Origin of the sequence: Zhongshania guokunii (assembly GCF_040892635.1) — a bacterium.
GTDB lineage: Bacteria > Pseudomonadota > Gammaproteobacteria > Pseudomonadales > Spongiibacteraceae > Spongiibacter > Spongiibacter guokunii.
This window is the reverse complement of record NZ_JBFRYA010000012.1, coordinates 119,089-144,517: the sequence shown is the minus strand read 5'-3', so window position 1 is coordinate 144,517 and position 25,429 is coordinate 119,089. Positions and strand designations below refer to the sequence as shown.

The window sequence follows — 25,429 nt, the reverse complement described above, 5'->3', positions numbered from 1 at the left end:
ATTAGAAACTGGGAACCGATAAAAGACGTTTATCTTAACCCGGAAAAGCCAGCGGTCGTGGACGAGAAAAACAAGGCGGCATAAATCAATCTGAGGCGACAACTACCTTGAAAAACGCCGCTGTAGTAACGACTGAAGAAGGTCACCAGCGCATCGTAGACTTCGCCCTCTTCCCGAGCTAAGTCGAAGTTGTCTTTGAGCTGCGCCTGAATCGCTTTAACCTTCGGTGACTCGTCCGGGTTAAAGCCTGCATCAGCAGCACCCTTTTTGGCTTGTTCCAGCGCCTGCTCTAACTGCGTTTTATCTAAGCTCGCAAACTCGCTAAAGGCTTCTCTGGCGATGTTCGGCAGATCTTGTTCAATGAAGCGGTTAATGGCGTCCTTGCGTGCATGCATGATCCGGTAAAGCCCAAAGTCCAACTCTGGCTGATCGAGCTGAAACATCTCTCGCAGCAGCCCGGCAAACTTGTCGCGACGTTGTGCGGCTTTAAGTTCTTGTGTGTTGTTGCTCATGCTGTGTCCTGTTGTTTCTATTGGTGATGGCAGCCTTGCTATCGCCGTTATTAATATTGGTGGTAAATGTCAGAGCTATGACGCTGAGTCTAAGTTAAACGCATTACGAACCATCGCCTCAGCTTCAGCCACCTCGGCGTCGGTCATCCAACTAAAGTGGCTATGCTGCTTGGTCTTGGATAACTGACCGCCATTCTGGTGTACGACTCTTACAAATAGCTCTAGGCTGTGATCAGGCCAATCGAGAAGCTGATTAAGCGTCTGGCATGCTTGATCGAAGCCAAGTAAAAAATCGATCTCGTGCTGTAAGTCCTGCTCTACTGTTCGCTCAAGAGCTTCATACAAGAACTCGGCTTGCTCAGTCGCATCGAAGTAACGGAAGTACACCGCATCATTGCCCGTAGCTGCTAGCTCTGGTGAATCTGGCGAGTATTGGGTGCGCGCTCGAACTCGTTTAGAAAACGCCTCCAGCACCTCAATGTATTTATCGAGGTTAGCGAGAATGACCGCCGACACCGGCAGCACGATGCCTTTGGGGGTAAACTCCGCGTTCGCCAACACCTCGTGAATCAGGTAGCGGTGGATTCGACCGTTGCCGTCCATAAAGGGGTGAATAAACACAAAGCCAAAAGCGACAGTGGCGGCATAAACAACGGGGTCACACTTTAGTTTCATGGTTTCATGATCAGCAGGCGATAACACCGCGCTTCCAACCTCACCCTGCACCATGTTCAATAGCCGCGCTCGCGCCGCGGTGTCTTGCAAACCAGTCATTAAAGCGGGTACGTCTTCTGGCCGCGGCGGCACGAAATCAACCTGCTGGCGATAACCTAGATCTCTACCTACCCAGTTCTGTTGGTGGCGCCATGTAAACTCGTGAAACCGTGGATCAAGAACCGCCTGTTGTAATTCGACAAGGCGGTCTTCCGTTAATGCCTGACTAGTATCAGCATCTCGCAGCAAGTCTGCAAAGCGCTGCGTTCTATCTGCCGAAGGCTTCTCGCGCTCCACCTCAAAGGAAGACTGAGTTTCCTTCAGATACAAGAATGCCGCTGCTCGCCGCAAGAGATCTTTGTCGTAGCGCTCAAGGGTTTCTCTGGTGCGCTGCCGCAAGTCCTTTTGAACCATGGCGGTCAGGAAGTCGGTTCTACGCACCGTTGGGCAAAAGTCCGGAGTGCCAAGTAGATTGTTCATTACCCGGTAACGTGTGTCTCGCTGGGCAACGCCAGAGCCGAACTGCTGCGCGGTATCTACTACGTCAACATAGCTGGCTTTTGAAGGAACTGGTTGCTCGATCGATAGCTGTTCTCGGCGGAGCCATTCATATAGAAAGCAAGCTCGCCGGGCATAGACAGAATTTGGACTATCACTAATCCAGTGAATAAGTGGCTGTGGATCGACCTGCTCGAATAGCAGCGCGAGTAACTGTAAATTCAAGCCCTCGTAACGCAGGGCGAATTGCAGATGCCCGACCAAACTCTCTTCTGGCTGGTAACGGCCCTCAAAGAGCTGGACATTGTGGGTGCCGAGATCTTGCTCTTTCCGGCCACGCGTAGCACTGTCGATATAGCACTGCTGCCAATGATCGATAACCGGCAGTGCATAGTGCTCAATTAGCCAGCTGTAACCTACAAGCGTTCTCATTGCGTGTGTATGAACCCCACCCTTTTATCTGAAGCGCGTCCGCAGATTCTGAAATATTGCCGCAAAAATATTTATTATCCGATTTTCGTCCGCAAGAAGGCGTCTTGCAATCGTTTTTCAGAAGATCTTCCAAAATGCCGACGAGATTATGCGCGCTGCGCACGTTTTTCGGAAGTCTCGCGCCCCTTATTATTGCTAAACCACCCGCCAGCGAATTCTAAATAGCTGGTGGCTAGAACTCTGCCTGTGCATTTGCTGCTCTAGGGCATCGATTAAGCTGTCCCGGCGGGCTTCGATCTCGTCTTCTGCATCAAAGATCTGCTGACGCTCACGGCGCTGCTGTCGCTCCAATTGTTTGATACTTTCTTGCGCGACCTTTTGCGCCTCAACCGTACTGGCAAGTCGAGCTTGGCGCTTGGTTTCCTTCAGCTTAGCCCGAGTATCCTCTAGCTTGCCCTCAACGCTTAGTAGCTGGTCGGCGGCCCATGCATCAAGCTTGTCACGCTCACGCTGAAAGTACTCACCATTCTCATCAAGTGCGCGACTCAAACTGGCATCGAGCTGACGCTTGGCGGTATCCGCTAAGTAGTCCAGTGTCACTGTAGCGTCAACGCTTTCAAGTTCAGTGCTACTGGCTTCAAGCTGAAAGAGTTGTTCACACAGCTCCTGATCAACAAGAACATGTTCATCTGTAACCGCCGTAAACACGAGGTGCTCTTCACGCTGAAAGCTGTCTAGCTCAAGCTGGTTTAACTCTAGCCAACCAGACTTGCCTACATAACCTTCGAGTGCCGACATTTTTGTTTTATGCTCGCTGAGATGGAAACGCAGCTCTCGTACCGGTGTTACCAACCGGCGACCGGTGTCCAGCACGTACTCGCCAAGAGGATGGCTTAAACGATAAAGGTGGCAATGCTCCGGTACTGGCTTACCCTTCTGGATAAGCGCATAGCTACCACCGGCTACGCTCTTAAGTGGCGGCGCCGGTAATTCAAATCGCAAACGGTCATCGTCAAAGCTCGCCACGTCGACCAGCTGATGTCGAGTTAAGCGCCAGAACAGTCTACCTATCCGATCCAGCTGCTGTTCAGCACGCTGATGCTGCACCTTTAGCAGGTCATGGATTTGACTATCGAAGTGCTCCAACAACTTCTCTTGGGTCTCGTGCATCTTCTGCTGAATGCTAGCTTCGAGTTCCTTTTGCAGGGCATCAAAGGCTTGTTCGATTTCTTCTAAACTACGACAGCTGTTGTAGATACTGGCAATACGCTTTTCAAAGTCTACACCGGACTCAATCCGACCAAGCACTTCGTCCGAGGCTCCGAACAAGCCATCGAATAAATGAAACTTCTCGGTGAGTAATTCGAGCACCCGGCGATCAGCATCATTGCGCTTATTCAAGAAGTTAATGACAACAACATCAAAGCGCTGGCCGTAACGATGACAGCGACCTATGCGCTGTTCTATACGCTGAGGGTTCCATGGCAAGTCGTAGTTGATAACCAAGCTACAGAACTGCAGGTTCACACCTTCGGCCGCGGCCTCCGTTGCAATGAGGATCTCGGCGTCTTCCCTGAAGTAATCAATCAACGCTGTACGGCGGTCAACTGCCGGACTGCCGGTGACTTGATCTGAGTCAGCATTGGCTAATAGCCAGCGCTGGTATATCGCTGTAGATGCCGCATCGTTATTGCTGCCACTAAAGCTAACCGTCTTACTGAGAAAGCCACGAGCTTCAAGATACTGGCGCAGATAGATCTGTGTTCGTCGACTCTCCGTAAAGATGACTGCTTTACGCTCCGCCCCCATCTTACTCATGTGCTCAAAGCCCTGCTCCAAAGCAGAGAGCAAGGCGGCTGATTTGACGTCTTCTGTAATACGAAGGGCTAACTCTAGGTATTGCTCAAGCTCAGCAATTTCACTGCGCAGCTTGTCGAGTACTATAGGCGCTGTCGCAACACCCTCTGGCTCTGCCTCGTATTCAGGCGCGGCATCCCCCACCTCTTCAAACACTTCGTCTTCAAGGTCGTCATCACTGATTAGATCCTCAAGCCAGTTGTCGTCAGCATCTTGCTCCTGCTCTAGCGTTTTCAGGCGCTTAATCATGGTTTCAAGGGTATTGATAATTGCGCTGGTTGAGGACGCAAGTAACTTCCGGACTACGAGAGTCACTAGGTGGCGTTGTTGTCGGGGAACACCGTAGCTTCCCTCACGCTGTAAGTACCCAGAAACCAAGTGATACAGCCGCTGTTCGTCATCTGAAGGCGTAAACGGAATGGTCAAGGCACGGCGTTCGGTATAGCGGATATATTCCAGCACCTGCCGTCGCAAGGTGCGCTTAGTGAACTCTTTGATCCGTTCCCGCAAGCCCTCTATATCTTCACCACCGCGCATGTATTGGCGCCGAAAGCTAGTAGCATCGCCAAAGAGCTGTTCATCTATTACCGTGGATAAACCATACAACTCCATCAGTGAGTTCTGTAGTGGCGTAGCAGTCAGTAGCAATTTGCGTGTGCTGCCAAAGGCCTGTCTCATCGCCTGCCCAGTGCGATGGTTCTCCCGATGAGCATTGCGCAGCTTGTGGGCCTCGTCAAAGACCACCAAATCCCACGGAATAGTGCGTAACTTGTCGGCCATGCGTGTCGCGAAGTTATACGACACTATCGTAACCAGCTGCTGATTGAATGGATCAGCCACGCCCTCCTTGCGCAGCATCTTCCATGTTTTATCATCGAGTACTTGTGACTGAAGATGGAATTTTTCGGATAGCTCATTGGCCCACTGTTTACGGAGCGCCGCCGGGCAAACAACAATAAGACGACGACGGCGTTCAGCCCAGTATTGCGCCAAGACCAACGCGGCCTCAATGGTTTTACCCAAACCAACTTCATCTGCAAGCACCACGCCCTTAACAAGCGGGTTCTGCAATGCGAACAAGGCAGCGTCTATTTGGTGTGGATTTAGATCGACGGAGGCATCAAACAGCGATTGACCAATACGGTCAACAGCATCACCCCGCCGTTGGCGAGTTAGGTCATAGGCGAAGTACTTGGCGTGATAATCCGTTATTTGCATCAACTCATCCTTGGGGCAATCGCATAACATAGTGCCTGAATGGAAATCAGAGCATGGTCACACACTATAGCTAAATAACCGCCACTGACAACTACAGCCACTTCAAGCCATACCCTAGAGGCTGCCAGAAGGACTGTGCACGAGCACACTCTGAGCACACTTAGTAACTAAAACACCCAAAAACCGCCTCATCCACACTCATTGCAACTCATTGAAAATAAAGCTATTCTCACTCGTGCAGATCAACTTAGTCAGGCTGTTAATCATTGGGTCGCTGGTTCGAGCCCAGCAGGCGGAGCCAAATTTAAAAGGGCTTATGCGCAAACATAAGCCCTTTTTTATTGCGAAAAATTCCTTAACTCGCCCCCCAATCAAGCCGCACCCTACAAAGACTGCGCTATACTCATCGGGTGAATTGATTTCTCCAATTACGAGACCTTTTTGATGCTCGCTGTAAAAGTACAGGCCCTCACCTTTTCCATCGGTTGCTGCGCATTACTTGGCAGCAGTGCCCTGCACGCCCAATCTAAAGACTTCAGTAACGCCCACAAAAAAATAGAGCGAGCCATTGAAAGTGCAGCAAATAAGAATCCTGTAGACGCAATGTGGGTTCGACACGATGCTTTGCTAATTGCCGTAAACAAAGACGAAACGAATGCAAAAAGTTATGCGAAAGGTGTTTGTGAGTTTTTAACCCAGAATGGCTTTGCCTTACAGCACACCACCATCGTAATTGCCGACCAAGCCGCGCTGCGCTTGCACAACCGGGTCATGCAACTCGCTGAACGGCGCTGCGACTAAGCACTGCTTTGGTGTGGCCATTTTTAAAACGGCCACACCAAAGGCACAATGACTATTGTCGTGATGCCAACCAAAACTGTGAGCGGTATACCAATTTTAAAGAAATCACTAAAGCGATAATCACCAGGGCCGTAGACCATAAGATTGGTTTGATAGCCAATGGGGGTCGCAAAGCTCGCTGACGCCGCCATCATCAGAGTGACAGCAAAGGGCAGCATACTGACCTCAAGCTGCTGACTTGCGGCCAAGGCGATAGGAAATACAATAACTGCTGCCGCTAAATTCGAAATCACTGCCGAGAACAAGGTCGTCACCACAAAGATAGCAACCAAGGTAGCCATCGGCGAGCCCGCAGCCACGCCAATTATCTCTCCAGCAATAATCGAAGCCGCGCCTGTAGACTCAAGAGAGCCCCCCAGCGCAATAGAGGCAGCTATAACCAGCAAAATTTGCCAATCCACACTTCGACGTGCATCAGCTGCGCGAATACAGCGTGTCGCCACCATCAATCCCGCAGCAAGGAATGCAGCCTTGAGCATCGACAACCACCCCGCCGCAACAACGACCACCATCGCAAGCATGATGACACCTGCGCGCAATCGATGCTCGTGACGCACAGGCCGAGAATTTTCAATTTCGCTCACCAACAGAAAGTCTCGTGAATAACGCTGGTTCGGAACAAAATCCTCATAGGCCTCCAGCAGCAGAGTATCGCCGGGCTCTAACTCAACATCACCTATCCGACCCTTTAATTGTTCGCCATTACGAGAAATGGCGATTATCGCCGCCCCGTAATTGTTCCTGAACTTCATGTCGCGAACCATACGCCCCAAATGGGGAAAGTTCGGTGATATCACCACCTCGGCCAAGCAGCGTGATAAATTATTCGAACCTAATTTAAATGCTTGATCCTCAGCTAAACGCAGGCCATGAAAGTTCTTAAGATCCACCACTGAACGGACATCGCCTGCAAAAATTAAGCGGTCACCTGCCATCAGTATTTCTTTAGGGGATACGACCGTCATTAAGCGCTCATCGCGCACAATCTCGATAAGGAACATCGCCGGCAACTGCCGCAATCCCGCTTCTTCTATGGACTGGCCGATCATTGGACTCGTATCTTCCACCATCATCTCGACAATATATTGCCGAGTATCACCAAAACGCTCCGCCTTTCCTCGATTAGAAGGGAGCAGAAATCGGCTGCTTAAGATCGTAAAGCCGATGACCAAGACAATACAGGGCAAGCCTACCCAGGCCAAATCAAACATGCCTAGCGCCTGCTCAGGTACCGAGTGCAACAGCATGCCGTTAACCACCAAATTGGTGCTGGTGCCGATTAATGTGCAGGTACCACCGACAATGGCTGCGTAACTCAGAGGGATCATCAACTGGGAAACCGGTAAATTATTGCGTTTTGCCCAGTCACGCACTGCGGGAATCATCATCGCCACAACCGGCGTGTTATTGAGAATACTGCTGAAAACAGCTACCGGCGTCATTAAGCGTAACTGAGCGATTCGCGCCGATTTCGGCCGCCCCAACATACTGTGTGAAATCCAGCTCACCACGCCGGTTTCCGAGAGGGCTTGCGCAACAATAAACAGCACGCCTACCGTAACCATACCCTCGTTAGACATACCTGCCAGCGCCTCCTTTGGCGTTAACACGCCAAGTACCAGCAATACCACTACGCCGCCACACAGAATCATATCCGGCGGTCTACGGCTAAAAATCAAAGCCAATAAACAGCCCGCAATAACGGCTAGGGCAATCCACGCATCAACGGTAAACATCATTAAATTACATGTTTCCGTAAAATTGTTGGAAGCGATCTATAAAATTGGCAAGGCTGGTCATTGGCAAATCGTTAATGCCCGCCGCTGCTGCGCGGCCACCACCAGAGGGGAACTGACGGCAAAATTCATCGGCACCACGCTTGTTATTTAGGGGCGCACGGATACTAACCAAGTAATTGCCGTCTTGCTTCTCAGTGAGCACGGCGTGAGCGCGATCAGGACTGTCATTCGCTAGGTCGTTGCTATACACACCACTCACGCGGCGCGCCCAGCGCTCATCCGGCAGTATAAATACCGCTGTAGCGTTGTCGCTGTGGGCGGCTGGCAGCTCACTGGCCGCGCGCATATCGTTCTTATAGCCTTCTTCAAGCTGCGAAAAAGTGTCTTTCGCTTCTGCCATAAAAGCGCGCGGACTGGCGAAAGGCGCGATATTCCGGTAAAGCGCCTCTGGATCAAAGTGCAGGTCTTCGATACTGGCGCCATAGCCGTTGTAATTAAGATAGATCCCCAAGCTCTCAAGCTTCTCTAATTCTGCCGCACTGAGGTTTAGGGGTTTGGCCACAGCTAGCGCGCTATTGCGCAAATTATCACCAAAGGCGCCAACCACCGCCCACTCCGCAAACTGGCCTTTTAAAATACCGTTTACTAGCAAACTGGTGCAGACGTCCGACGCGGTATTAATATGTGCAGTTAAATTGGGGTGCTGGGGAATGTCACCAGCAAAATGATGATCGACATACGTCACCTCGGCGCCAGCCGCTAACGCGGCTTCCAAACCAACACGGTTTTTATCCAGAGACACATCCAACACTGTGAGCTGATCGCCCTCAGCTGCGGTCACTTGATCTAATAAATTAATATCGCGCTTTACGCCGGTAACCAGACGACTCTCTACAGGCTTAGCATTGCGCAATTGCACCAGCGAACACAAACCATCGGCATCACCATTAAACACATCAATATAATTCACATTAACTTCCTTATCGTTAAAACGGCTACTTAACTGAGCTTATGTCACTCAATAGCCCAATGATTGATTAATAATTTTTAGGGCCGCCAAAGGATCTGCACTTCGTGTAACGGGGCGACCTATTACTAAATAGTTACTACCCATGGTCATGGCCTCTAGTGGTGTAGCTACCCGCTGCTGATCACCAAGATCGCTACCCGCAGGGCGTATACCTGGCGTAACCAGCAAAAAGTCATCTGAACTCTGAGCCCGCAGTATTGGGGTTTCCTGCGCGGAGCACACCACACCGTCTAAACCACAATCAGCGGTCAAAGCCGCGAGCCGCGCAACTTGGCTCTGCGCATTACCTGCCACGCCAATCGCAGCCAAATCGTCGCTGTGCATAGAGGTCAAAACGGTGACCGCGATTAACAGCGGCGCATCTTTGCCATAGACCAACAAGGCGCTTTTAGCGGCAGACATCATTTTTGCACCGCCGCTGGCGTGTACATTGACCATCCACACGCCGAGTTCGGCTGCGGCGGCAACTGCAGCTGCCGTGGTATTTGGAATATCATGAAATTTTAAATCGAGAAAAATCTCAAAGCCACGCTGCTGGAGGCTTTTCACAACCTCAGGACCATATAAGGTAAAAAGCTCCTTACCGACCTTGAGGCGGCACTGACTGGGATCCAATTGATCTACCAAAGCATCAAGCTCGGCTCGCACAGCAAAATCTAAAGCGATAATAACGGGGGAAAGCGGTGTTGTTGGCGTCATCGTAGTTGTTTAATCACCCTGGGTGCCTCGAATGGGCGTTATGGTACCCCACTGCTCACAACTGGGACACAACCAGTGCAATTTTCGGCCAGAAAATCCGCATTGCCGACACCGGTAGGATGGCCGTTCAGCGCGTAATTTAAGCACTATGTCATGCACTAATTCCAGTGCAGGCCCCGTCCCAGCTTCAGGCTGATCAAGAACAGTACTCACCAAGCCCAATGTCGGGCGCTGGCGGGTTGCCGTCAACAGATATTGAAGCGCTGAATTAGCGTCACCCTTGGCGCGCATTAATTCCGCTGCCTCAATAAAAAAAGCTGAGCTTTCAGTCATTTTAGCAATTCGCTGTAAAGCATCTAAATAAGCCTCACGCCCACCAAAGCTATCAAAAGCCTCGCGAAACAGCGGCAGCACTTCGGAACTAAAGACCGCCTGCCGATCAACCACGGTATGCAACAAATCTAAGGCGAGCTCCGGCTTGTGCTGTTTAAGCGCAATTGTGGCCGACAGCATATAAGCGCGAACGTTGTCGCGATCATACTGGCGAGCGCTTTGCAGCACAGTATTGGCGTCCTTAAAATTATGCTCGGCCAGAAATTTCTGGGCTTTTTCACAATAGAAATGGCTCAGTGCACACTCTATACGGCGATCACCACGGCCAGCCGGCGCTTTTTTCAGCCAATTGCGGGGCGGTAATCGTCGCAGCGCAACCGCAATAGCCTGCTCCCACTCACGCTCGCTTTGATAGATATGCTGCAAATGCTCAAGGGCGTCACCGCGCAAAACCTCAGATTCGTCGACAACATCTTTTAATAAGCGCTCCGCACGGTCGAGCACCCCTGCGGAGATATAATCTCGGGCCAACTCAAGATGGACCTGATGAAGCTTGCCCCTAGGCAAACTAGGCCGCGACAACAAGTTTTGATGGATGCGGATCGCACCGTCGACCTCACCCTTAGTACGCATCAAATTACCGAGCGCCAAATGGGTGGGCAGGGTTTCTAAATTAACAGGCAGCTCGTTAATAACCGTCATCACCGCAGCATCAGGCTGCTCGCTCAGCAAGTAATTAAGGCCCTTATAGTAGGAACTACTAGCGTCAGCGTCCTTGTTTTCCGTGCGGGGACGATACCAATAGCCAGCTAACCACCCCGCCGACACTGCGACCAGAAAAAGCACAAACTGCAGGAGTTCATTGCTCATTTAAACTCAAACACCCGTGCCGCGACTCTCCACCAAGCCCTTGCTTGGCTTAGCAGCAAGTTGACGACGCAGGCTTAAACGAGACGCTTGCAAGCGCAGAATGGCAATCGATGCGGCAAGTAATCCACATATGCCACCACAGAAGAAGGCAAGAATAATCCAGGTAGACAGGCGCTGCGCCGGCAGCTCAGTCACCAGGACATTAAGCGGCACAAGCACATCGTTTTCTAGGGTAAAAAGCAGCCCCAAGCCCAACACCACGAGCAACAACACAATTACCAATATTGAACTGATTAGACGCATCAAGTTTTATCCACACAAAAAAAAACGATATAGTCAAAGACCATACCGTTTCTTAAAAAATAACGCTAGCAGATACCGCCCCTAAGAGCCTGATTGAATACTCAGATTTACCCGCTCACGCAATTCTTTACCAGGTTTGAAATGAGGAACATATTTACCAGGCAGCTCCACTGTATCACCGGTTTTAGGATTCCTCCCCATGCGGGGCTCCCGATAATGCAGCGAAAAACTACCAAAACCGCGTATTTCAATGCGATCGCCCGTCGCCAAAACCTGAGACATATGCTCAATCATGGTCTTTACCGCCAGCTCTATGTCCTTGTGAGACAACTGGGGCTGGTGCTCTGCGATCAGCTCTATTAACTCGGACTTGGTCATTGCTTGTTCCCGTTGCTACCAACATTCAAGCCTAGCTTAGCATTTTTTTGCATATAAGCCAGATAGTTACGCACACTTATCGAGATAAGTGTGCGTAACAGACGCAGACCTTAGTCTTTGTTTTCCATCTGCGCTTTGATCAAGTCACCAATAGTGGTTGCCGGAGCAGCCGTTTCGGTGTCTTTCTCACGCAGTGACTTAACTGCTTCTTTCTCGTCGTCAACGTCCTTGGCTTTAATAGACAAGGTCATTGCGCGGTTCTTGCGGTCAACACTGATAATCTTAACTTCAACGGTCTCGCCCACTTTCAGGACGTTACGCGCATCTTCAACTTTATCACGGCTGATTTCTGAAGCTTTCAGTACGCCTTCCACTTCTTCGCTCAACACGATGATAGCGGCTTTAGCATCTACTTCTTTAACAACACCATTTACAATGGCGCCTTTGTCATTTTCAGCAACATAGTTAGAGAACGGGTCGTCTTCAAGCTGCTTAATGCCCAAAGAGATACGCTCGCGCTCAGGATCGATAGACAGGATTACCGTCTCGATCTCGTCGCCTTTCTTGAACTTACGCACGGCTTCTTCGCCAGTTTCGTTCCAAGAAATGTCTGACAAGTGAACCAGACCGTCGATGTTGCCGTCTAGACCAATGAAGATACCGAAGTCAGTGATCGACTTGATAGCGCCCTTGATCTTGTCGCCTTTAGTGAACTGGCCACCGAAAGCATCCCATGGGTTCTGCTGGCACTGTTTGATACCAAGAGAAATACGACGACGCTCTTCGTCGATATCCAAGATCATTACTTCTACTTCGTCGCCAACATTAACCACTTTAGAGGGGTGAATGTTTTTGTTGGTCCAATCCATTTCTGAAACGTGAACCAAACCTTCAACGCCTTCTTCGATTTCAGCGAAGCAGCCGTAGTCAGTCAGATTAGTAACCTTGGCTTTAACGCGTGAATTCTCTGGGTAACGGCCTTTGATAGCCACCCATGGATCTTCGCCAAGCTGCTTCAGACCCAATGAAACGCGGTTGCGCTCACGGTCGAATTTAAGAATACGAACGTCAATTTCGTCGCCAACATTCACGATCTCGCTTGGGTGCTTAATACGCTTCCAAGCCATATCGGTGATGTGCAACAGACCGTCAATACCGCCCAGATCTACGAATGCGCCGTAGTCGGTCAAGTTCTTAACGATGCCTTTAACAACCATACCTTCTTGCAGAGATTCGAGCAGCGCTTCGCGCTCTTCGCTGTTTACGCTCTCAAGAACGGCGCGACGAGAAACAACAACGTTGTTGCGTTTCTGGTCCAGTTTAATGACTTTGAATTCGAGTTCTTTGCCTTCGAGGTGCGCAGTATCGCGAACCGGACGAACGTCAACCAAGGAACCGGGCAGGAAGGCACGGATGCTGTTGATGTCGACAGTAAAACCACCTTTAACCTTGCCGTTGATGATACCGATAACGGTTTCTTCAGCTTCATAGGCCGCTTCAAGGGTAGTCCATGCTTCAGCGCGCTTGGCTTTTTCACGTGACAGTTTAGTTTCACCAAAGCCGTCTTCTACAGACTCTAGAGCAACTTGAACTTCGTCGCCGATCGCCAGAATGAACTCACCGCTTTCGCTCAGAAACTGCTCACGAGGAATAACACCCTCAGATTTCAGTCCAGCGTGAACGGTAACCCAATCACTGTCGATATCAATAACAACGCCGGTCACGATTGAACCGGGTTTCATATCAATGGTTTTTAAACTTTCTTCAAATAGATCAGCAAAGCTCTCGCTCATTAGTCATTACCTGAGTATTAATAGTGGCAACGCCACCGTATCGCCGTGTATCCAGCTTACACGGGTCAATTCATATTGCCCCAAAACAACGCCAGCTGGTATTTGCGCTGTTTGCGACGGTTTTTAGCCGACTTTTACAAGCCAAGCAGACGAATCTTGGCTTCTGCCAACACCCGTTCGAACACTTCTTCTATACCTAAACCGCTGCTATCAAGCTGTATCGCGTCTGCTGCGGGCTTTAAGGGAGCCAGTTCGCGCTCAGAATCTCGCTTATCTCGAGCCTGAATCTCCCCTAAAAGGGTCGCGAGATTAACATCATCGCCCTTTGATTTCAACTGCTTGTAGCGCCGCTGCGCGCGTTCCTCAGCGCTGGCGGTTAAAAATATCTTGAGGGGCGCGTCGGTAAACACCACGGTACCCATGTCGCGACCGTCGGCCACCAAGCCCGGTGCCTGCGCAAAATCCCGCTGACGCTGCAATAAAGCGCTGCGCACGGCGCCCAAAACCGCCACTTTCGAAGCTAACAAACCAGTTTTTTCGGTGCGCAGCTCGCCGCTCACATCGTCGCCTTCCAGCAAAACTGAGGTAGGCTCGCCTGATTCACCAGGAACAAACTGCACATCTAAATTTTTCGCCAACTCTGCCACTGCCAGCTCATCGTCCAGCGCTACGCCGTGGCGATCGGCAGCCATACCCGTCAAACGGTACAAGGCGCCGCTGTCTAATAAGTGCCAGCCAAAATGGCGCGCCAAAGTTTGGCACAAGGTACCTTTACCTGAGCCGCTGGGGCCGTCGATAGCGATAACAGGAACCACTAAATCACTCATGAGGCTTTCTCAGCGTCCAGCTGTTGAATTTGCATGCCTAAGCCAGCAGCCAATTCAACGAAATTAGGAAAGGAGGTCGCGACATTATCACAATCCTGTATCCGAATTGTTTCAGTCGCGCGCAGCGAGGCCACCGCAAAGGACATGGCAATACGGTGATCGTGGTGGCTATTAACTGTTGCACCGGTGATTTGACCGCCTTCAATCACAATACCGTCTTCAGTCGGTACAGCCGAAATACCCATGGCCTGCAGACCGTCTGCCATTACCTGAATTCGATCGCTCTCTTTAACCCGTAACTCTTCGGCGCCGGTCAGTACCGTGCGGCCTTCCGCGCAAGCGGCTGCCACAAACAGCACGGGAAATTCATCAATTGCTAAAGGCACCTGATCTTCAGGAATATTGATACCCTTAAGCTTGGCATGGCGAATACGAATATCTGCCACTGGCTCGCCACCCACTTCGCGTTCGTTAAAGACGGTGATATCACCACCCATAGCGCGAAGAATATTGATGACACCAACGCGGGTGGGGTTAATGCCAACGTGTTCAAGGGTTAAATCGGCATTGGGGCAAATACTCGCCGCCACCATAAAGAAGGCCGCCGAAGAGATATCTGCAGGCACATCAATATGCACCGCTGACAAACGACCGCCACCCCCAAGCGTGGCCACGGGGCCTGCGACCTGAACGTCGTAGCCAAAACCACGCAACATGCGCTCGCTGTGATCTCGAGTGGGCGCTGGTTCAGTGGTGCGGGTTTGACCTTCCGCGTACAAGCCAGCCAGCAACACGCAGGATTTGACCTGAGCACTGGCCATAGGCAGCACGTAATCAATACCCTGTAATTTACTACCGCCGCGTAAGGTTAAGGGTGGACGTCCACCTTCACCGGTTTCAACCACCGCGCCCATTGCACGCAGCGGCGCGGCTACCCGCTCCATAGGCCGCTTACTCAGCGATACGTCGCCAGTCATGGTGACATCAAAATTCTGACCCGCCAGCAAACCCGCCAGCAGGCGCATCGAGGTGCCGGAATTACCCACATATAAATCCCCAGCAGGCGCTTTCAATCCATCGCGACCAACGCCGTGAATCACTACCCGGCCATTTTCTGGGCCGTCGATTTGCACACCCATGGCCTGAAAGGCTTTCAGCGTCGACAGCGCATCTTCACCTTCAAGAAAACCATCAACGGTGGTGGTGCCGTCAGCAATGGCGCCGAGCATAATGGAGCGGTGGGAAATAGATTTATCGCCGGGAACACGGGCTGTACCGCGCATCTGACCACCGGGCTGCAATAGGAATTCCACGATTAGAGTCTCTTTAATAAGCTAATTAAGATGAGGGCGATTTCTTTTGCCGACTGAGATACTGCCCTAGAAAGTGTTCGTCACGAGCGCGCTTAGCACGATCAAAGGTCGCGTAAAGACTGTCACCGTCGCCGCTGGCAATGGCCGCGCGCACTTTGTCTAAATGGGCACTGAAATCATCGATACCCTGTAATATCGCGTCCTGATTGGCAAGGGCAATATCGTGCCACATCGTCGGGTCACTCGAGGCAATACGAGTAAAGTCACGGAAGCCACCGGCGGCAAAACGGAAAATATCCGCGGCAGAACCATTCTGAGCGAGGGCATCAACCAGTGTATACGCTAGCACATGAGGCAAATGACTTGTCGCCGCCAGCACCGAATCGTGCTCAGCCACATCCATGCACACTACTTCGGCGCCGCAAGCTTCCCACATGGTCTGTATCAGCGCTGTTGCAGCTTCGGCAGTCGTGGCTAAAGGCGTCAGAATCACACGGTGATCTAAAAACAAATCGGCGGTGGCAGCTTCTACACCACTCTGTTCGGAACCGGCAATGGGGTGACCCATCACAAAATTTGCAGGCACTTCACCAAACACCCGTTCGGCAGCGCGCAGCATATTGCCTTTTACACTGGCAACATCGGTGACAACCATCGACGGCGTCATTAACGGTGCCAGCTCAGCCAGTACTTTTTCAGCAATCAAGGTCGGCGTGGCAATGACCACCACATCGGCATTAGCGACAGCCTCTTTCATATCAAGAGTCCACGCGTCGATCACACCCAGCGCTAAACCTCTTTCTAAGGAGGCTGCGCGGCGTCCCGTGGCAACCACCTCACCTACCTCACCCTGCGCTTTTAGTGCACGAGCCAGTGAGCCACCCATCAGTCCAAGACCGATAATGGCGAGTTTATTGATATAAAACTTAGGCACTCAACACCTTTTCCAGCGCAGCAAGAAAGCGCTGATTTTCGTGTTTAAGGCCAATCGACACCCGCAAGTGTTTGGGCATTTGATACACGCCAACCGGCCGCACAATGACGCCTTCACGTAACAGCGCTTGATAAACCGGCATCGCATCACCAGCCAACTCAATAGCGACAAAATTACCCAACGAGGGAATATAAGCCAGACCTAGCGTATCCAAACCCTGACATAGCTGCTGCATACCGTCGCGATTGACCTGCTGGCTGCGCTGCAAATAATCGTCGTCGTCAAGCACCGCTAGCGCTGCCGCTAAGGCGGGAACACTGACGTTAAAAGGCGCTCGCACACGGTTTAGTAAATCGGCGGTTTCAGGGGTGCTTATACCATAGCCAATACGCAAACCAGCTAGGCCATAGGCCTTAGAAAAAGTGCGAGTAACAATAATATTGGGGTAGGTCTTTAAAAAATCGAGGCCATCCGGAAAGTCATCGGCGCCGGCAAATTCAATATAAGCCTCATCAAGCACCACCATCACATGGTCTGGAACTTTGGCGAGAAACGCTGACAATTCTTTGCGATTTAAGTAATTGCCAGTGGGGTTATTAGGGTTGGCAATAAACACCACACGAGTATCAGCTTCAATTGCCGCCGCCATGGCATCAAGGTCGTGACCCCAGTTTTTCGCAGGCGTTACTATCGCACGGGCACCCACCGCCTGCACGGCGATGGGGTACACAATAAAAGCGTGCTGGGAAAAAACGGCTGAGCAGCCTGGCCCGAGAAACGTGCGCGCAACAAGGTCAAGCACATCATTCGAACCATTGCCGAGAGTAAATTGCAGCTCAGTCACACCTAATTTTGCTGCCAATTTTTTCTTAAGCTCAAAACCGCTGGCATCGGGGTATAAATGCAAATGTTTTAATGCACGCTCAGCTGCGGCCAAAGCCAGTGGCGACGGGCCTAGCGGATTTTCATTACTCGCCAGCTTGACCACATCACTCAGGCCTAGCTCGCGCTGCAATTCCTCAATCGGCTTGCCAGGCTGGTAGGGCTGTAAACCACGCACACCAGCATTGGCCAGCGCAAACACATCGCAACTCACTATTCAGCTACCTTCCGCATTAGGGCTAAGGGCTAAGGTCAAACACATAACTAAAGTGCCGCCTTAGGGTAAGAACCCAAGACTTTAAACATAATGGAGTGCTGCTCAATGGTATTGAGAATATCGATAATTTTGGGGTCTTCGCGATGACCTTCAAATTCGATAAAGAACACATAGGTCCAGGTTTCACTTCGCGAGGGCCGCGTATCAATACGGGTCAGCATCACATCGGCTTTTTGGAATGGCTCAAGCAATTTAAACAAAGCGCCTGGACGATTGCGAGCAGAAACCACCAAGGACGTTTTATCATGGCCGCTTGGCGAAACATTCTCGCGACCAATAATGAGAAAGCGGGTGGTATTGTCGGGCTGATCTTCGATATTACCCGCCAAGCGCTGCAAGCCGTATTGGGTTTCGGCCAAATCCCCAGCAATCGCAGCGACGCCCTCCTCCTCTGCCGCAATTCTCGCGGCTTCGCCATTACTACTCACTGCCGAGCGCTCAACACCTGGAAAATTGGCATCTAACCAGCGCCGACTTTGCGCCAAGGCTTGCTGATGAGCGCAGATCCGTTTGATTTCTTTACCTGCAGTTTTAGCGCTGACCAAAAGATGCAAGCGAATACGCAGCTCAACTTCACCGCAAATTTTCAAAGACGAATTAATAAAAGCATCTAAGGTGTGAGAAACCATTCCCTCGGTAGAGTTCTCTACTGGCACCACACCGTAGTGACACTGCCCAGACTCCACCTTAGCAAACACACCATCAATGGACGCCAGGGGCAGACTGATTACTGCGTGACCAAAGTGCTTCAATGCCGCCGCTTGGGTAAAGGTGCCGCCGGGGCCGAGATAAGCCACTTCCATCGGCTTTTCCAGCGCCAAACACGCCGACATAATTTCGCGAAAGATAAACGCGACAGTGTCGTCAGCCAAGGGGCCCTTATTGGCCGCCTTCACCCGCTCTAAGACCTGAGCCTCACGCTCTGGACGATAAAACAATAATTGCTGGGAGCTATTGCTGTCGCCACTGGACTCAAACTGCTGGGCCGCCGCGAATTCAGCCAACTTAACTTCAGCCACTTGCTGGGCACAGCGGGCGCGTCTATTCAATAACTCGTGTATCTGGGTATCGATACTATCGATATCCTGACGCAGGGTATTGAGATCTACTGGCGACGTTTTGCTTTCACTCATAGTCTTAGCTGTTCTGCTCGGCGAAGGTTTTCATGTAAGCGATTAATGCATCTACTGCTTCTTCTGGTACCGCATTGTAAACACTGGCGCGCATACCACCCACAGAGCGGTGGCCTTTCAAATTCAGCAGTCCCGCTTCTTCAGCACCGGCAAGGAAAGCTTTGTCCAAGCTTGCGTCTGCCAAAACAAAGGGAATATTCATCAGCGAGCGGCTCGCCACTTCAACGGGGTTGCTGTAAAAACCGCTGGCATCAATATAGCTATACAGTTTTTCTGCTTTGCGGCGGTTAAGCACTTCCATCGCTTCCAGCCCACCTTGGGCCTTCAGCCATTTAAATACCAAGCCCGCCAAATACCACGCCAAGGTTGGCGGAGTATTGTACATAGAGTCATTATCGGCAGCCGTCTTGTAATCCATCATCGTTGGCGTCATCGCGTTGGCTTTACCCAACAGATCTTTGCGCACAATAACGATGGTCAAACCGGCAGGGCCGATGTTTTTCTGGGCCCCGGCGTAGATCAAGCCAAATTTATTCACATCCACCGGACGCGACAAAATAGTCGACGACATATCGGCGACTAAGGGCACCTTGCTTTCTGGTGTCCAGAAAAACTCCAAACCGCCAATCGTTTCATTTGGCGTGTAATGCAAATACGCCGCATCTTCGCTCAGCTTCCAGCTATCAAAAGCAGGAATTGTGGTGAAGTTAGTGTCTTCTGAACTGGCGACCACATTCACTTTGGCATAGCGCTTGGCTTCTTTAATAGCCTTTTTAGACCACTCACCAGTATTCACATAGTCAACAACCTTGCCTTCACCCATCAGATTTAAAGGCACGGCAGAAAATTGGCTGCTAGCGCCGCCTTGCAAGAACAGCACGGCGTAGTCGTCGGAAATCCCCATCAACTCGCGCAGATCCGCCTCAGCCTCATTGGCGATACCAACCATCTCATCGGAGCGGTGGCTCATTTCCATCACTGACAAACCGCGCCCTTGCCAATCCAGCATTTGCTCGGCGGCTTCAGTTAATACGGCTTCAGGAATAGAAGCTGGGCCTGCACAAAAATTAAAACGACGTGCCATTTACGTTGCCACTCCAAAGATTAAAAATTAAATAGCGGCAGAGCGTTAAGCCCGCCGCCTTTACTTAGCTAAAAAATTTGCGAATAAACAGCTTACTCGTCAACCGCAGGCGCATCGTCAGCGGCGCTATCATCTGGCTCAGCGGCAATCACATCCGCTTCGCTCGCAACAATTGGCTCGCCGTCTTCATCCAATGGCAATGCTTCGTCCTCTTCGTCTACCCGTTGCACGCCGACCAAATGCTCGTCTTCTTTAAGACGAATAACTCGAACACCTTGGGTATTACGACTCAGAATCGACACTTCATCGGTGCGGGTACGCACCAAGGTGCCCTGATCACTGATCAGCATCAGATCGTCGCCTTCAAAGACTTGCACGGCACCAACCAACGGGCCATTGCGCTCACTCATGGCCATGGCGATAACACCACGGTTACCGCGCCCCTTCGCAGGGAAGTCTTCAACCAAAGTACGCTTACCGTAGCCATTTTCAGACACAGTCAGTACGCAGCCGCCCTCTTGGGGAATAATCATGGCGATAGCGCGCTGACCTTCGTCCATCCGAATACCACGCACACCGCGCGCGGTACGGCCCATGGCGCGCACGTCTTGCTCAGCAAAACGCGCCGCTTTTCCGGCGCTGGTCAATAGCAGAATATCGTTCTCGCCATTGGTGATTGCGGTGCCGATTAGCACATCGCCCTCGTCCAGTTCTATTGCGCGCAAACCGACGCTACGCTGGCGTGAAAAGGCCTCTAGCGGGGTCTTTTTAACAGTACCCAAACCGGTGGCCATAAAGATAAAGTAGCCTTCGGTGTATTCATTCACCGGCAGTATTGAGGTAATTCGCTCGTCTTCACCCAATGGCAATAAATTCACCATTGGTCGGCCCCGGGAGTTGCGGCCTGCGACTGGAATTTGGTAAACCTTCAACCAGTAAACCTTACCAATATTGCTGAAACACAAAATAGTGGTATGAGTGTTCACCACCAACAAATGCTCAACAAAATCTTCGTCTTTAACCGAGGTCGCCGACTTGCCCATGCCACCGCGACGCTGGGCTTGGTAGGTGTCTAAGGGCTGCGACTTGGCGTAACCGCCATTGGAGATAGTCACAACGCGGTCTTCTTCGGGGATTAAGTCTTCGTGATTCAAATCCAAATGCGACGCAACAATCTCACTGCGGCGCTCATCACCATAGTCGGCAACAACCTGCTCAAGCTCACCGCGAATAACCGCAATTAACACATCTGGATTAGCCAAAATATTCAGATATTCAGCAATTTCCAACAAGCGTTCCTGATACTCGCCCAGCAGCTTTTCGTGCTCAAGACCGGTCAGCTTTTGCAGACGCAAATCCAGGATTGCCTGCACCTGAACTGGCGACAGAAAATACTGGCCGTCACGCATGCCGTACATGTCTTCTAGATCATCTGGGCGGCAGGCATTTTCGCCAGCGCGCTCAAGCATTCCAGCAACATCACCCAGCTGCCAAGGCCGAGAAATCAAAGCTTCCTTTGCTTCCTGAGTCGTTGCCGAGGCTTTGATGGTGGTAATAATTTCATCGATATTGGAAATCGCAATCGCGAGACCTTCCAATACATGGCCGCGCTCCCGCGCCTTGCGCAGCAGGTACACTGTACGACGAGTGACCACTTCGCGACGGTGACGAATAAAGTATTCAATAAGCTGTTTTAAATTAAGGATGCGCGGCTGCTTGTCGACTAGCGCAACAATATTAATACCAAACACATTCTGCAGCTGGGTCTGGGCGTAAAGATTATTCAAGACCACTTCGCCGCTTTCGCCGCGTTTCATCTCAATAACCACGCGTAAACCGTCTTTATCAGACTCATCGCGCAGCTCAGAAATGCCTTCTATTTTCTTCTCTTTAACCAGCTCAGCGATTTTCTCAATCAAACGCGCTTTGTTTACCTGATACGGCAGCTCGTGGATAAGAATCGTTTCACGGTGAGTCTTTTCATCGATAATAACTTCGGCGCGGGCGCGGATGTATATACGGCCACGGCCGGTTTTATAAGCTTCGACGATACCTGCGCGGCCGTTAATGATTGCGGCCGTTGGAAAGTCTGGGCCAGGAATATGCTCCATCAACTCTTCAACGGTGATATCGGGGTTATCAAGGGTTGCCAAGCAACCATTAATCACTTCCGTTAAGTTGTGGGGCGGAATATTGGTCGCCATGCCCACCGCAATACCTGATGAGCCGTTAATCAGCAGCGCAGGAATCTTAGTTGGCATTACCTCTGGAATTTGCTCGGTGCCATCGTAGTTAGGCACCCAATCCACGGTCTCCTTGTCGAGATCGGCGAGGATTTCATGGGCAATTTTGCGCATGCGAATTTCGGTGTATCGCATCGCCGCTGCATTATCACCGTCGATCGAACCAAAGTTACCTTGGCCGTCGACCAGCATATAGCGCAGCGAGAAGGGCTGCGCCATCCGAACGATGGTGTCGTAAACAGCAGAATCGCCATGGGGATGGTATTTACCAATAACATCACCAACAACACGGGCCGACTTCTTATAGCCCTTATTCCAGTCGTTATTAAGTTCGCTCATCGCGAACAGCACCCGGCGGTGAACCGGTTTCAAACCATCCCGGACGTCGGGCAGTGCACGACCCACAATTACGCTCATTGCATAATCGAGGTAGGACTGCTTTAGCTCATCCTCAATATTGACCGGCAAAATCTCTTTAGCTATATCAGCCATGAACGGGGTAATTCCTTATTATGGATACTCGCTTCGCAGCATTGGCGCTGAGAAATCGGCCGCATCCGGTATTTAAGCCAGTACTGACGCCATCACCGCAAGCGACGCAACAGCTCGAAGCAGAAAATAAAAGGGCAATGATAGCATAATTCCAACGCTCGTAGACAGTTCAAAATCGCCGCAAATCAATATGCTATCGCCACAAATCAGCCCACAGCCGCGCACTTTGCGGGTATACTTGCGACTTTGCTCAACAGGATCCGGACAGCCCTATGCCCGCCCCCATTATCAATCGCGCCGACACCCTGATTTTTGCCCGCTGGATCATCCCAATTGCCCCCAGCTCAGCCCCCTTGGCCAATTACGCCATTGCCATTAGCAACGGTAAAATTAGCGCCATTCTGCCCGCCGCCGAGGCGCAGTCGATTACCGCCACCAAAACCCTCCAACTCAAACACCACGCGGTAATGCCGGGGCTAATCAATGCCCACGGCCACGCCGCCATGACGTTGTTTCGCGGGATGGCCGACGACAAAGCCCTGCACACCTGGCTTAACGACCACATCTGGCCCGCCGAAGGACAATGGGTAAATGCCGATTTTGTGCGCGACGGCAGCGAGCTGGCCATTGCCGAAATGCTCCGCAGCGGCACCACCACGTTTAGCGATATGTATTTCTTCCCCGAGGCCACCGCCGAGGTGGTCCGCAAGGCGGGCATTCGCGCCCAGCTCAGCTTTCCCATATTCGACTTTCCCTGCGCCTGGGGCAGCGGCCCCGACGACTATCTGCGCAAAGGCTTAGCCCTGCTCGACGAACACAAACACAGCGAACTAATCAATATCGCCTTTGGCCCTCACGCTCCCTATACCGTGGGCGACGATGCCATGCAGCGAATAGTCACACTGGCCGCCGAGCTCGACGCCCCCATTCAAATCCACCTCCATGAAACCCAGCAAGAAGTGGATGACGCAGTAACGCAAACTGGCAAACGACCCATCGCGCGCCTTGCGGAACTTGGCTTACTCGGCCCCAAAACCCAGTGCGTGCACTTAACAGCCCTCAACGACGAGGATATTACCACCCTCGCCAGTCATGGCTGTCACGCAGTGCACTGCCCTGAATCCAATTTAAAATTGGCCAGCGGCTTTTCACCTGTTGAAAAAATGCGCAAGGCGGGCATTAATGTCGCCATTGGCACCGACGGCGCCGCCAGCAATAACGATCTGGATCTATTTGGCGAGATGCGCACCGCTGCCCTACTCGGCAAAGCCGTAGCCGGTGACGCCAGCGCCCTGCCCGACAGCTACGCGCTAGAAATGGCAACGTTGAACGGCGCCAAAGCATTAGGTATCGACCACTTGGTCGGCAGCCTAGAAGTAGGTAAGCAAGCCGACATTATCGCCATTGATCTATCGGCACTAGAACAACAGCCTATATACAGCCCCGTATCGCAAATTGCTTACACTAATATCAGCCACCGAGTTCGCTATAGCTGGATCATGGGCCGCAAGGTGCTGGATAATGGCGAACTGACCACGCTAGACAGCCGGGACATCATTGCCCGTGCCGAGCTCTGGCGCAAAAAAATTAGCGGAGAATAAAATGCAGCAGGCTCAATCAAACAGCGCAGGCAATAATGTCGACCCCGCGGAAATCGCCAAATTTGAAGAACTCGCCCACCGCTGGTGGGACCGCAACAGCGAATTCAAACCCCTGCACGACATCAACCCACTGCGAGTTAACTATATTGACGAGCGCTCACCGCTGGCCGAGCGCAAGGTTGTCGATATCGGCTGCGGCGGCGGCATACTGTCTGAATCCATGGCCCAGCGCGGTGCCACAGTAAAAGGCATCGACATGGGCGAGACGCCCCTCAGCGTTGCCCGCATGCACCAGCTGGAGTCAGGCACCAAGGTTGAGTATTTACAAATTACCGCCGAAGAACTCGCCGAAGCAGAAGCCGGCAGCTACGACGTGGTCACCTGCCTGGAAATGCTGGAGCACGTACCCGACCCATCCTCGGTAATTCGCGCCTGCGCCAAACTCTGCAAACCCGGTGGCGATATTTATTTTTCTACCATCAACCGCAATCCCAAAGCCTTTATGTTCGCCATTGTCGGCGCTGAATATTTATTAAAAATGCTACCCCGTGGCACTCATGACTTCAGCCGCTTTATTCGCCCCGCCGAGCTGGCTAACTGGGTGCGCCAAGCTGACTTGCAACTACAGCATATGACGGGTTTAACCTATAACCCAATACTGCGCACCTACCGCCTGAACGACAACGATGTTGATGTGAATTATATGATTCACGTTAAGAAGCCACTGTAATGTTAAAGGCTGTATTATTTGACCTAGATGGCACCCTGCTTGATACCGCAGTGGATTTTACCGCGGTATTAAACGCCATGCTCAGCGAGCGCGAATTAGCGCCGCAGAGTTATGACAAGGTGCGCAAACGAGTGTCCGATGGTGCCCGCGCGGTGGTCAGCCTCGGCTTTGAACAGCAAGAAGGCGATGCGGGTTTCCAAGCCCTACTTGATGAATTTCTCGACCGCTACTTGGCCCAGCTCGCGGTTAGCACCACGCTCTTCCCCGGCATGAGCGAAGTTTTGACGCACATAGAATCACTCGGCATGAAATGGGGCATCGTCACCAATAAGCCCGCCCGCTTCACTGAGCCACTGCTCGCCGCGATGGGCCTAGACCAGCGCTGCGCCACCGCGATTTGCCCAGACCACGTCACAAATCGCAAGCCGCACCCAGAACCGATCTACTTGGCCTGCAAAGAAATCGACTGCCTGCCCGCGCACACCATTTATGTAGGCGACCACCGCCGCGACATCGACGCCGGCCGCAATGCCAGCATGCGCACCGTGGCCTGCGCTTACGGCTATGTTTCAGCCGGTGACAGCGCCGAAAGCTGGGCCGCAGATTACCTTGTTGCCCAAGCCCTAGATTTAATTCCCTTAATTAACCAACTGCATACGTCTTAATCCGAGGATAT

Annotated in this window: 21 protein-coding genes; 4 read left to right on the top strand and 17 right to left on the bottom strand. The window is 51.6% G+C overall.

Annotated elements, in window-relative coordinates; translation table 11 throughout:
• Positions 1-29: 29 nt before the first annotated feature.
• From AB4876_RS14055 to AB4876_RS14045, 3 genes are all read right to left on the bottom strand, one after another.
• Complete coding sequence (locus AB4876_RS14055) at positions 30-512, bottom strand: hypothetical protein (protein WP_368382412.1); 483 nt, start codon at positions 510-512, stop codon at positions 30-32.
• A gap of 75 nt (positions 513-587) precedes the next feature.
• The gene (locus AB4876_RS14050; protein ID WP_368382411.1) at positions 588-2,156 is read right to left on the bottom strand and encodes a Fic family protein; all 1,569 of its coding nucleotides are present in this window, start codon (positions 2,154-2,156) and stop codon (positions 588-590) included.
• Positions 2,157-2,351: 195 nt separating this feature from the next.
• Positions 2,352-5,231 carry an SNF2-related protein gene (locus tag AB4876_RS14045; protein WP_368382410.1) on the bottom strand — a complete coding sequence of 960 codons (2,880 nt, stop codon included), beginning with the start codon at positions 5,229-5,231 and terminating at the stop codon, positions 2,352-2,354.
• Positions 5,232-5,675: 444 nt separating this feature from the next.
• Between AB4876_RS14045 and AB4876_RS14040 the strand changes: the two genes are divergently transcribed.
• The gene (locus AB4876_RS14040) at positions 5,676-6,032 is read left to right on the top strand and encodes a hypothetical protein (protein ID WP_368382409.1); all 357 of its coding nucleotides are present in this window, start codon (positions 5,676-5,678) and stop codon (positions 6,030-6,032) included.
• A gap of 23 nt (positions 6,033-6,055) precedes the next feature.
• Here AB4876_RS14040 and AB4876_RS14035 read toward each other — a convergent pair whose 3' ends face one another.
• The 14 genes from AB4876_RS14035 to gyrA all read right to left on the bottom strand — a co-directional run bounded on the left by AB4876_RS14035 (position 6,056) and on the right by gyrA (position 22,422).
• On the bottom strand, positions 6,056-7,831 hold the full coding sequence (locus tag AB4876_RS14035; RefSeq protein WP_368382408.1) for an SLC13 family permease: 1,776 nt from the start codon (positions 7,829-7,831) through the stop codon (positions 6,056-6,058).
• A 4-nt stretch (positions 7,832-7,835) separates the two neighbouring features.
• Positions 7,836-8,801, bottom strand: a complete 966-nt coding sequence (locus AB4876_RS14030) for a DHH family phosphoesterase (RefSeq protein ID WP_368382407.1) — start codon at positions 8,799-8,801, stop codon at positions 7,836-7,838.
• A gap of 48 nt (positions 8,802-8,849) precedes the next feature.
• A complete protein-coding gene (pyrF, locus tag AB4876_RS14025) occupies positions 8,850-9,560 on the bottom strand; it encodes an orotidine-5'-phosphate decarboxylase (RefSeq protein ID WP_368382406.1) in 711 nt (236 codons plus the stop codon).
• Positions 9,561-9,569: 9 nt separating this feature from the next.
• Positions 9,570-10,763 (bottom strand): tetratricopeptide repeat protein, encoded by a 1,194-nt coding sequence (locus AB4876_RS14020; protein ID WP_368382405.1) that lies wholly within the window; start codon positions 10,761-10,763, stop codon positions 9,570-9,572.
• 6 nt (positions 10,764-10,769) lie between these two features.
• On the bottom strand, positions 10,770-11,066 hold the full coding sequence (locus AB4876_RS14015) for a LapA family protein (RefSeq protein ID WP_368382404.1): 297 nt from the start codon (positions 11,064-11,066) through the stop codon (positions 10,770-10,772).
• 81 nt (positions 11,067-11,147) lie between these two features.
• Positions 11,148-11,444, bottom strand: coding sequence for an integration host factor subunit beta (gene ihfB / locus AB4876_RS14010; protein WP_301029012.1), 297 nt, complete (start codon positions 11,442-11,444; stop codon positions 11,148-11,150).
• 110 nt (positions 11,445-11,554) lie between these two features.
• Complete coding sequence (rpsA, locus tag AB4876_RS14005; RefSeq protein WP_368382403.1) at positions 11,555-13,237, bottom strand: 30S ribosomal protein S1; 1,683 nt, start codon at positions 13,235-13,237, stop codon at positions 11,555-11,557.
• A 134-nt stretch (positions 13,238-13,371) separates the two neighbouring features.
• Entirely contained in the window at positions 13,372-14,064 is a 693-nt protein-coding gene (gene cmk / locus AB4876_RS14000) for a (d)CMP kinase (RefSeq protein ID WP_368382402.1), read from the bottom strand.
• Positions 14,061-15,377 carry a 3-phosphoshikimate 1-carboxyvinyltransferase gene (aroA, locus tag AB4876_RS13995; RefSeq protein ID WP_368382401.1) on the bottom strand — a complete coding sequence of 439 codons (1,317 nt, stop codon included), beginning with the start codon at positions 15,375-15,377 and terminating at the stop codon, positions 14,061-14,063. The genes cmk and aroA overlap by 4 nt, the downstream gene beginning before the upstream one ends.
• Before the next feature lie 25 nt (positions 15,378-15,402).
• Positions 15,403-16,311: a prephenate dehydrogenase/arogenate dehydrogenase family protein gene (locus tag AB4876_RS13990; RefSeq protein WP_368382400.1), complete on the bottom strand. Its 909-nt coding sequence runs from the start codon at positions 16,309-16,311 to the stop codon at positions 15,403-15,405.
• Positions 16,304-17,407 (bottom strand): histidinol-phosphate transaminase, encoded by a 1,104-nt coding sequence (gene hisC / locus AB4876_RS13985; RefSeq protein WP_368382399.1) that lies wholly within the window; start codon positions 17,405-17,407, stop codon positions 16,304-16,306. The genes AB4876_RS13990 and hisC overlap by 8 nt, the downstream gene beginning before the upstream one ends.
• 50 nt (positions 17,408-17,457) lie before the next feature.
• Entirely contained in the window at positions 17,458-18,603 is a 1,146-nt protein-coding gene (gene pheA, locus AB4876_RS13980; protein WP_368382398.1) for a prephenate dehydratase, read from the bottom strand.
• A 4-nt stretch (positions 18,604-18,607) separates the two neighbouring features.
• Positions 18,608-19,687, bottom strand: coding sequence for a 3-phosphoserine/phosphohydroxythreonine transaminase (gene serC / locus AB4876_RS13975; RefSeq protein ID WP_368382397.1), 1,080 nt, complete (start codon positions 19,685-19,687; stop codon positions 18,608-18,610).
• Positions 19,688-19,779: 92 nt separating this feature from the next.
• On the bottom strand, positions 19,780-22,422 hold the full coding sequence (gene gyrA / locus AB4876_RS13970) for a DNA gyrase subunit A (RefSeq protein ID WP_368382396.1): 2,643 nt from the start codon (positions 22,420-22,422) through the stop codon (positions 19,780-19,782).
• A gap of 272 nt (positions 22,423-22,694) precedes the next feature.
• Between gyrA and AB4876_RS13965 the strand changes: the two genes are divergently transcribed.
• From AB4876_RS13965 to AB4876_RS13955, 3 genes are read left to right on the top strand one after another with little or no spacing between them, the layout of a single operon-like run.
• On the top strand, positions 22,695-24,023 hold the full coding sequence (locus AB4876_RS13965; RefSeq protein ID WP_368382395.1) for a TRZ/ATZ family hydrolase: 1,329 nt from the start codon (positions 22,695-22,697) through the stop codon (positions 24,021-24,023).
• Position 24,024: 1 nt separating this feature from the next.
• Positions 24,025-24,753 carry a bifunctional 2-polyprenyl-6-hydroxyphenol methylase/3-demethylubiquinol 3-O-methyltransferase UbiG gene (gene ubiG / locus AB4876_RS13960; protein ID WP_368382394.1) on the top strand — a complete coding sequence of 243 codons (729 nt, stop codon included), beginning with the start codon at positions 24,025-24,027 and terminating at the stop codon, positions 24,751-24,753.
• The gene (locus AB4876_RS13955) at positions 24,753-25,418 is read left to right on the top strand and encodes an HAD-IA family hydrolase (protein WP_368382393.1); all 666 of its coding nucleotides are present in this window, start codon (positions 24,753-24,755) and stop codon (positions 25,416-25,418) included. The genes ubiG and AB4876_RS13955 overlap by 1 nt, the downstream gene beginning before the upstream one ends.
• Positions 25,419-25,429: the final 11 nt, after the last annotated feature.

Coding starts and splice junctions, on each gene's coding strand:
- AB4876_RS14055 (WP_368382412.1), bottom strand. CDS start 512: ATGAGCAACAACACACAAGAACTTAAAGCCGCACAACGTCGCGACAAG.
- AB4876_RS14050 (WP_368382411.1), bottom strand. CDS start 2,156: ATGAGAACGCTTGTAGGTTACAGCTGGCTAATTGAGCACTATGCACTG.
- AB4876_RS14045 (WP_368382410.1), bottom strand. CDS start 5,231: ATGCAAATAACGGATTATCACGCCAAGTACTTCGCCTATGACCTAACT.
- AB4876_RS14040 (WP_368382409.1), top strand. CDS start 5,676: ATGCTCGCTGTAAAAGTACAGGCCCTCACCTTTTCCATCGGTTGCTGC.
- AB4876_RS14035 (WP_368382408.1), bottom strand. CDS start 7,831: ATGATGTTTACCGTTGATGCGTGGATTGCCCTAGCCGTTATTGCGGGC.
- pyrF (WP_368382406.1), bottom strand. CDS start 9,560: ATGACGCCAACAACACCGCTTTCCCCCGTTATTATCGCTTTAGATTTT.
- AB4876_RS14020 (WP_368382405.1), bottom strand. CDS start 10,763: ATGAGCAATGAACTCCTGCAGTTTGTGCTTTTTCTGGTCGCAGTGTCG.
- AB4876_RS14015 (WP_368382404.1), bottom strand. CDS start 11,066: ATGCGTCTAATCAGTTCAATATTGGTAATTGTGTTGTTGCTCGTGGTG.
- ihfB (WP_301029012.1), bottom strand. CDS start 11,444: ATGACCAAGTCCGAGTTAATAGAGCTGATCGCAGAGCACCAGCCCCAG.
- rpsA (WP_368382403.1), bottom strand. CDS start 13,237: ATGAGCGAGAGCTTTGCTGATCTATTTGAAGAAAGTTTAAAAACCATT.
- cmk (WP_368382402.1), bottom strand. CDS start 14,064: ATGAGTGATTTAGTGGTTCCTGTTATCGCTATCGACGGCCCCAGCGGC.
- pheA (WP_368382398.1), bottom strand. CDS start 18,603: ATGAGTGAAAGCAAAACGTCGCCAGTAGATCTCAATACCCTGCGTCAG.
- serC (WP_368382397.1), bottom strand. CDS start 19,687: ATGGCACGTCGTTTTAATTTTTGTGCAGGCCCAGCTTCTATTCCTGAA.
- gyrA (WP_368382396.1), bottom strand. CDS start 22,422: ATGGCTGATATAGCTAAAGAGATTTTGCCGGTCAATATTGAGGATGAG.
- AB4876_RS13965 (WP_368382395.1), top strand. CDS start 22,695: ATGCCCGCCCCCATTATCAATCGCGCCGACACCCTGATTTTTGCCCGC.
- ubiG (WP_368382394.1), top strand. CDS start 24,025: ATGCAGCAGGCTCAATCAAACAGCGCAGGCAATAATGTCGACCCCGCG.
- AB4876_RS13955 (WP_368382393.1), top strand. CDS start 24,753: ATGTTAAAGGCTGTATTATTTGACCTAGATGGCACCCTGCTTGATACC.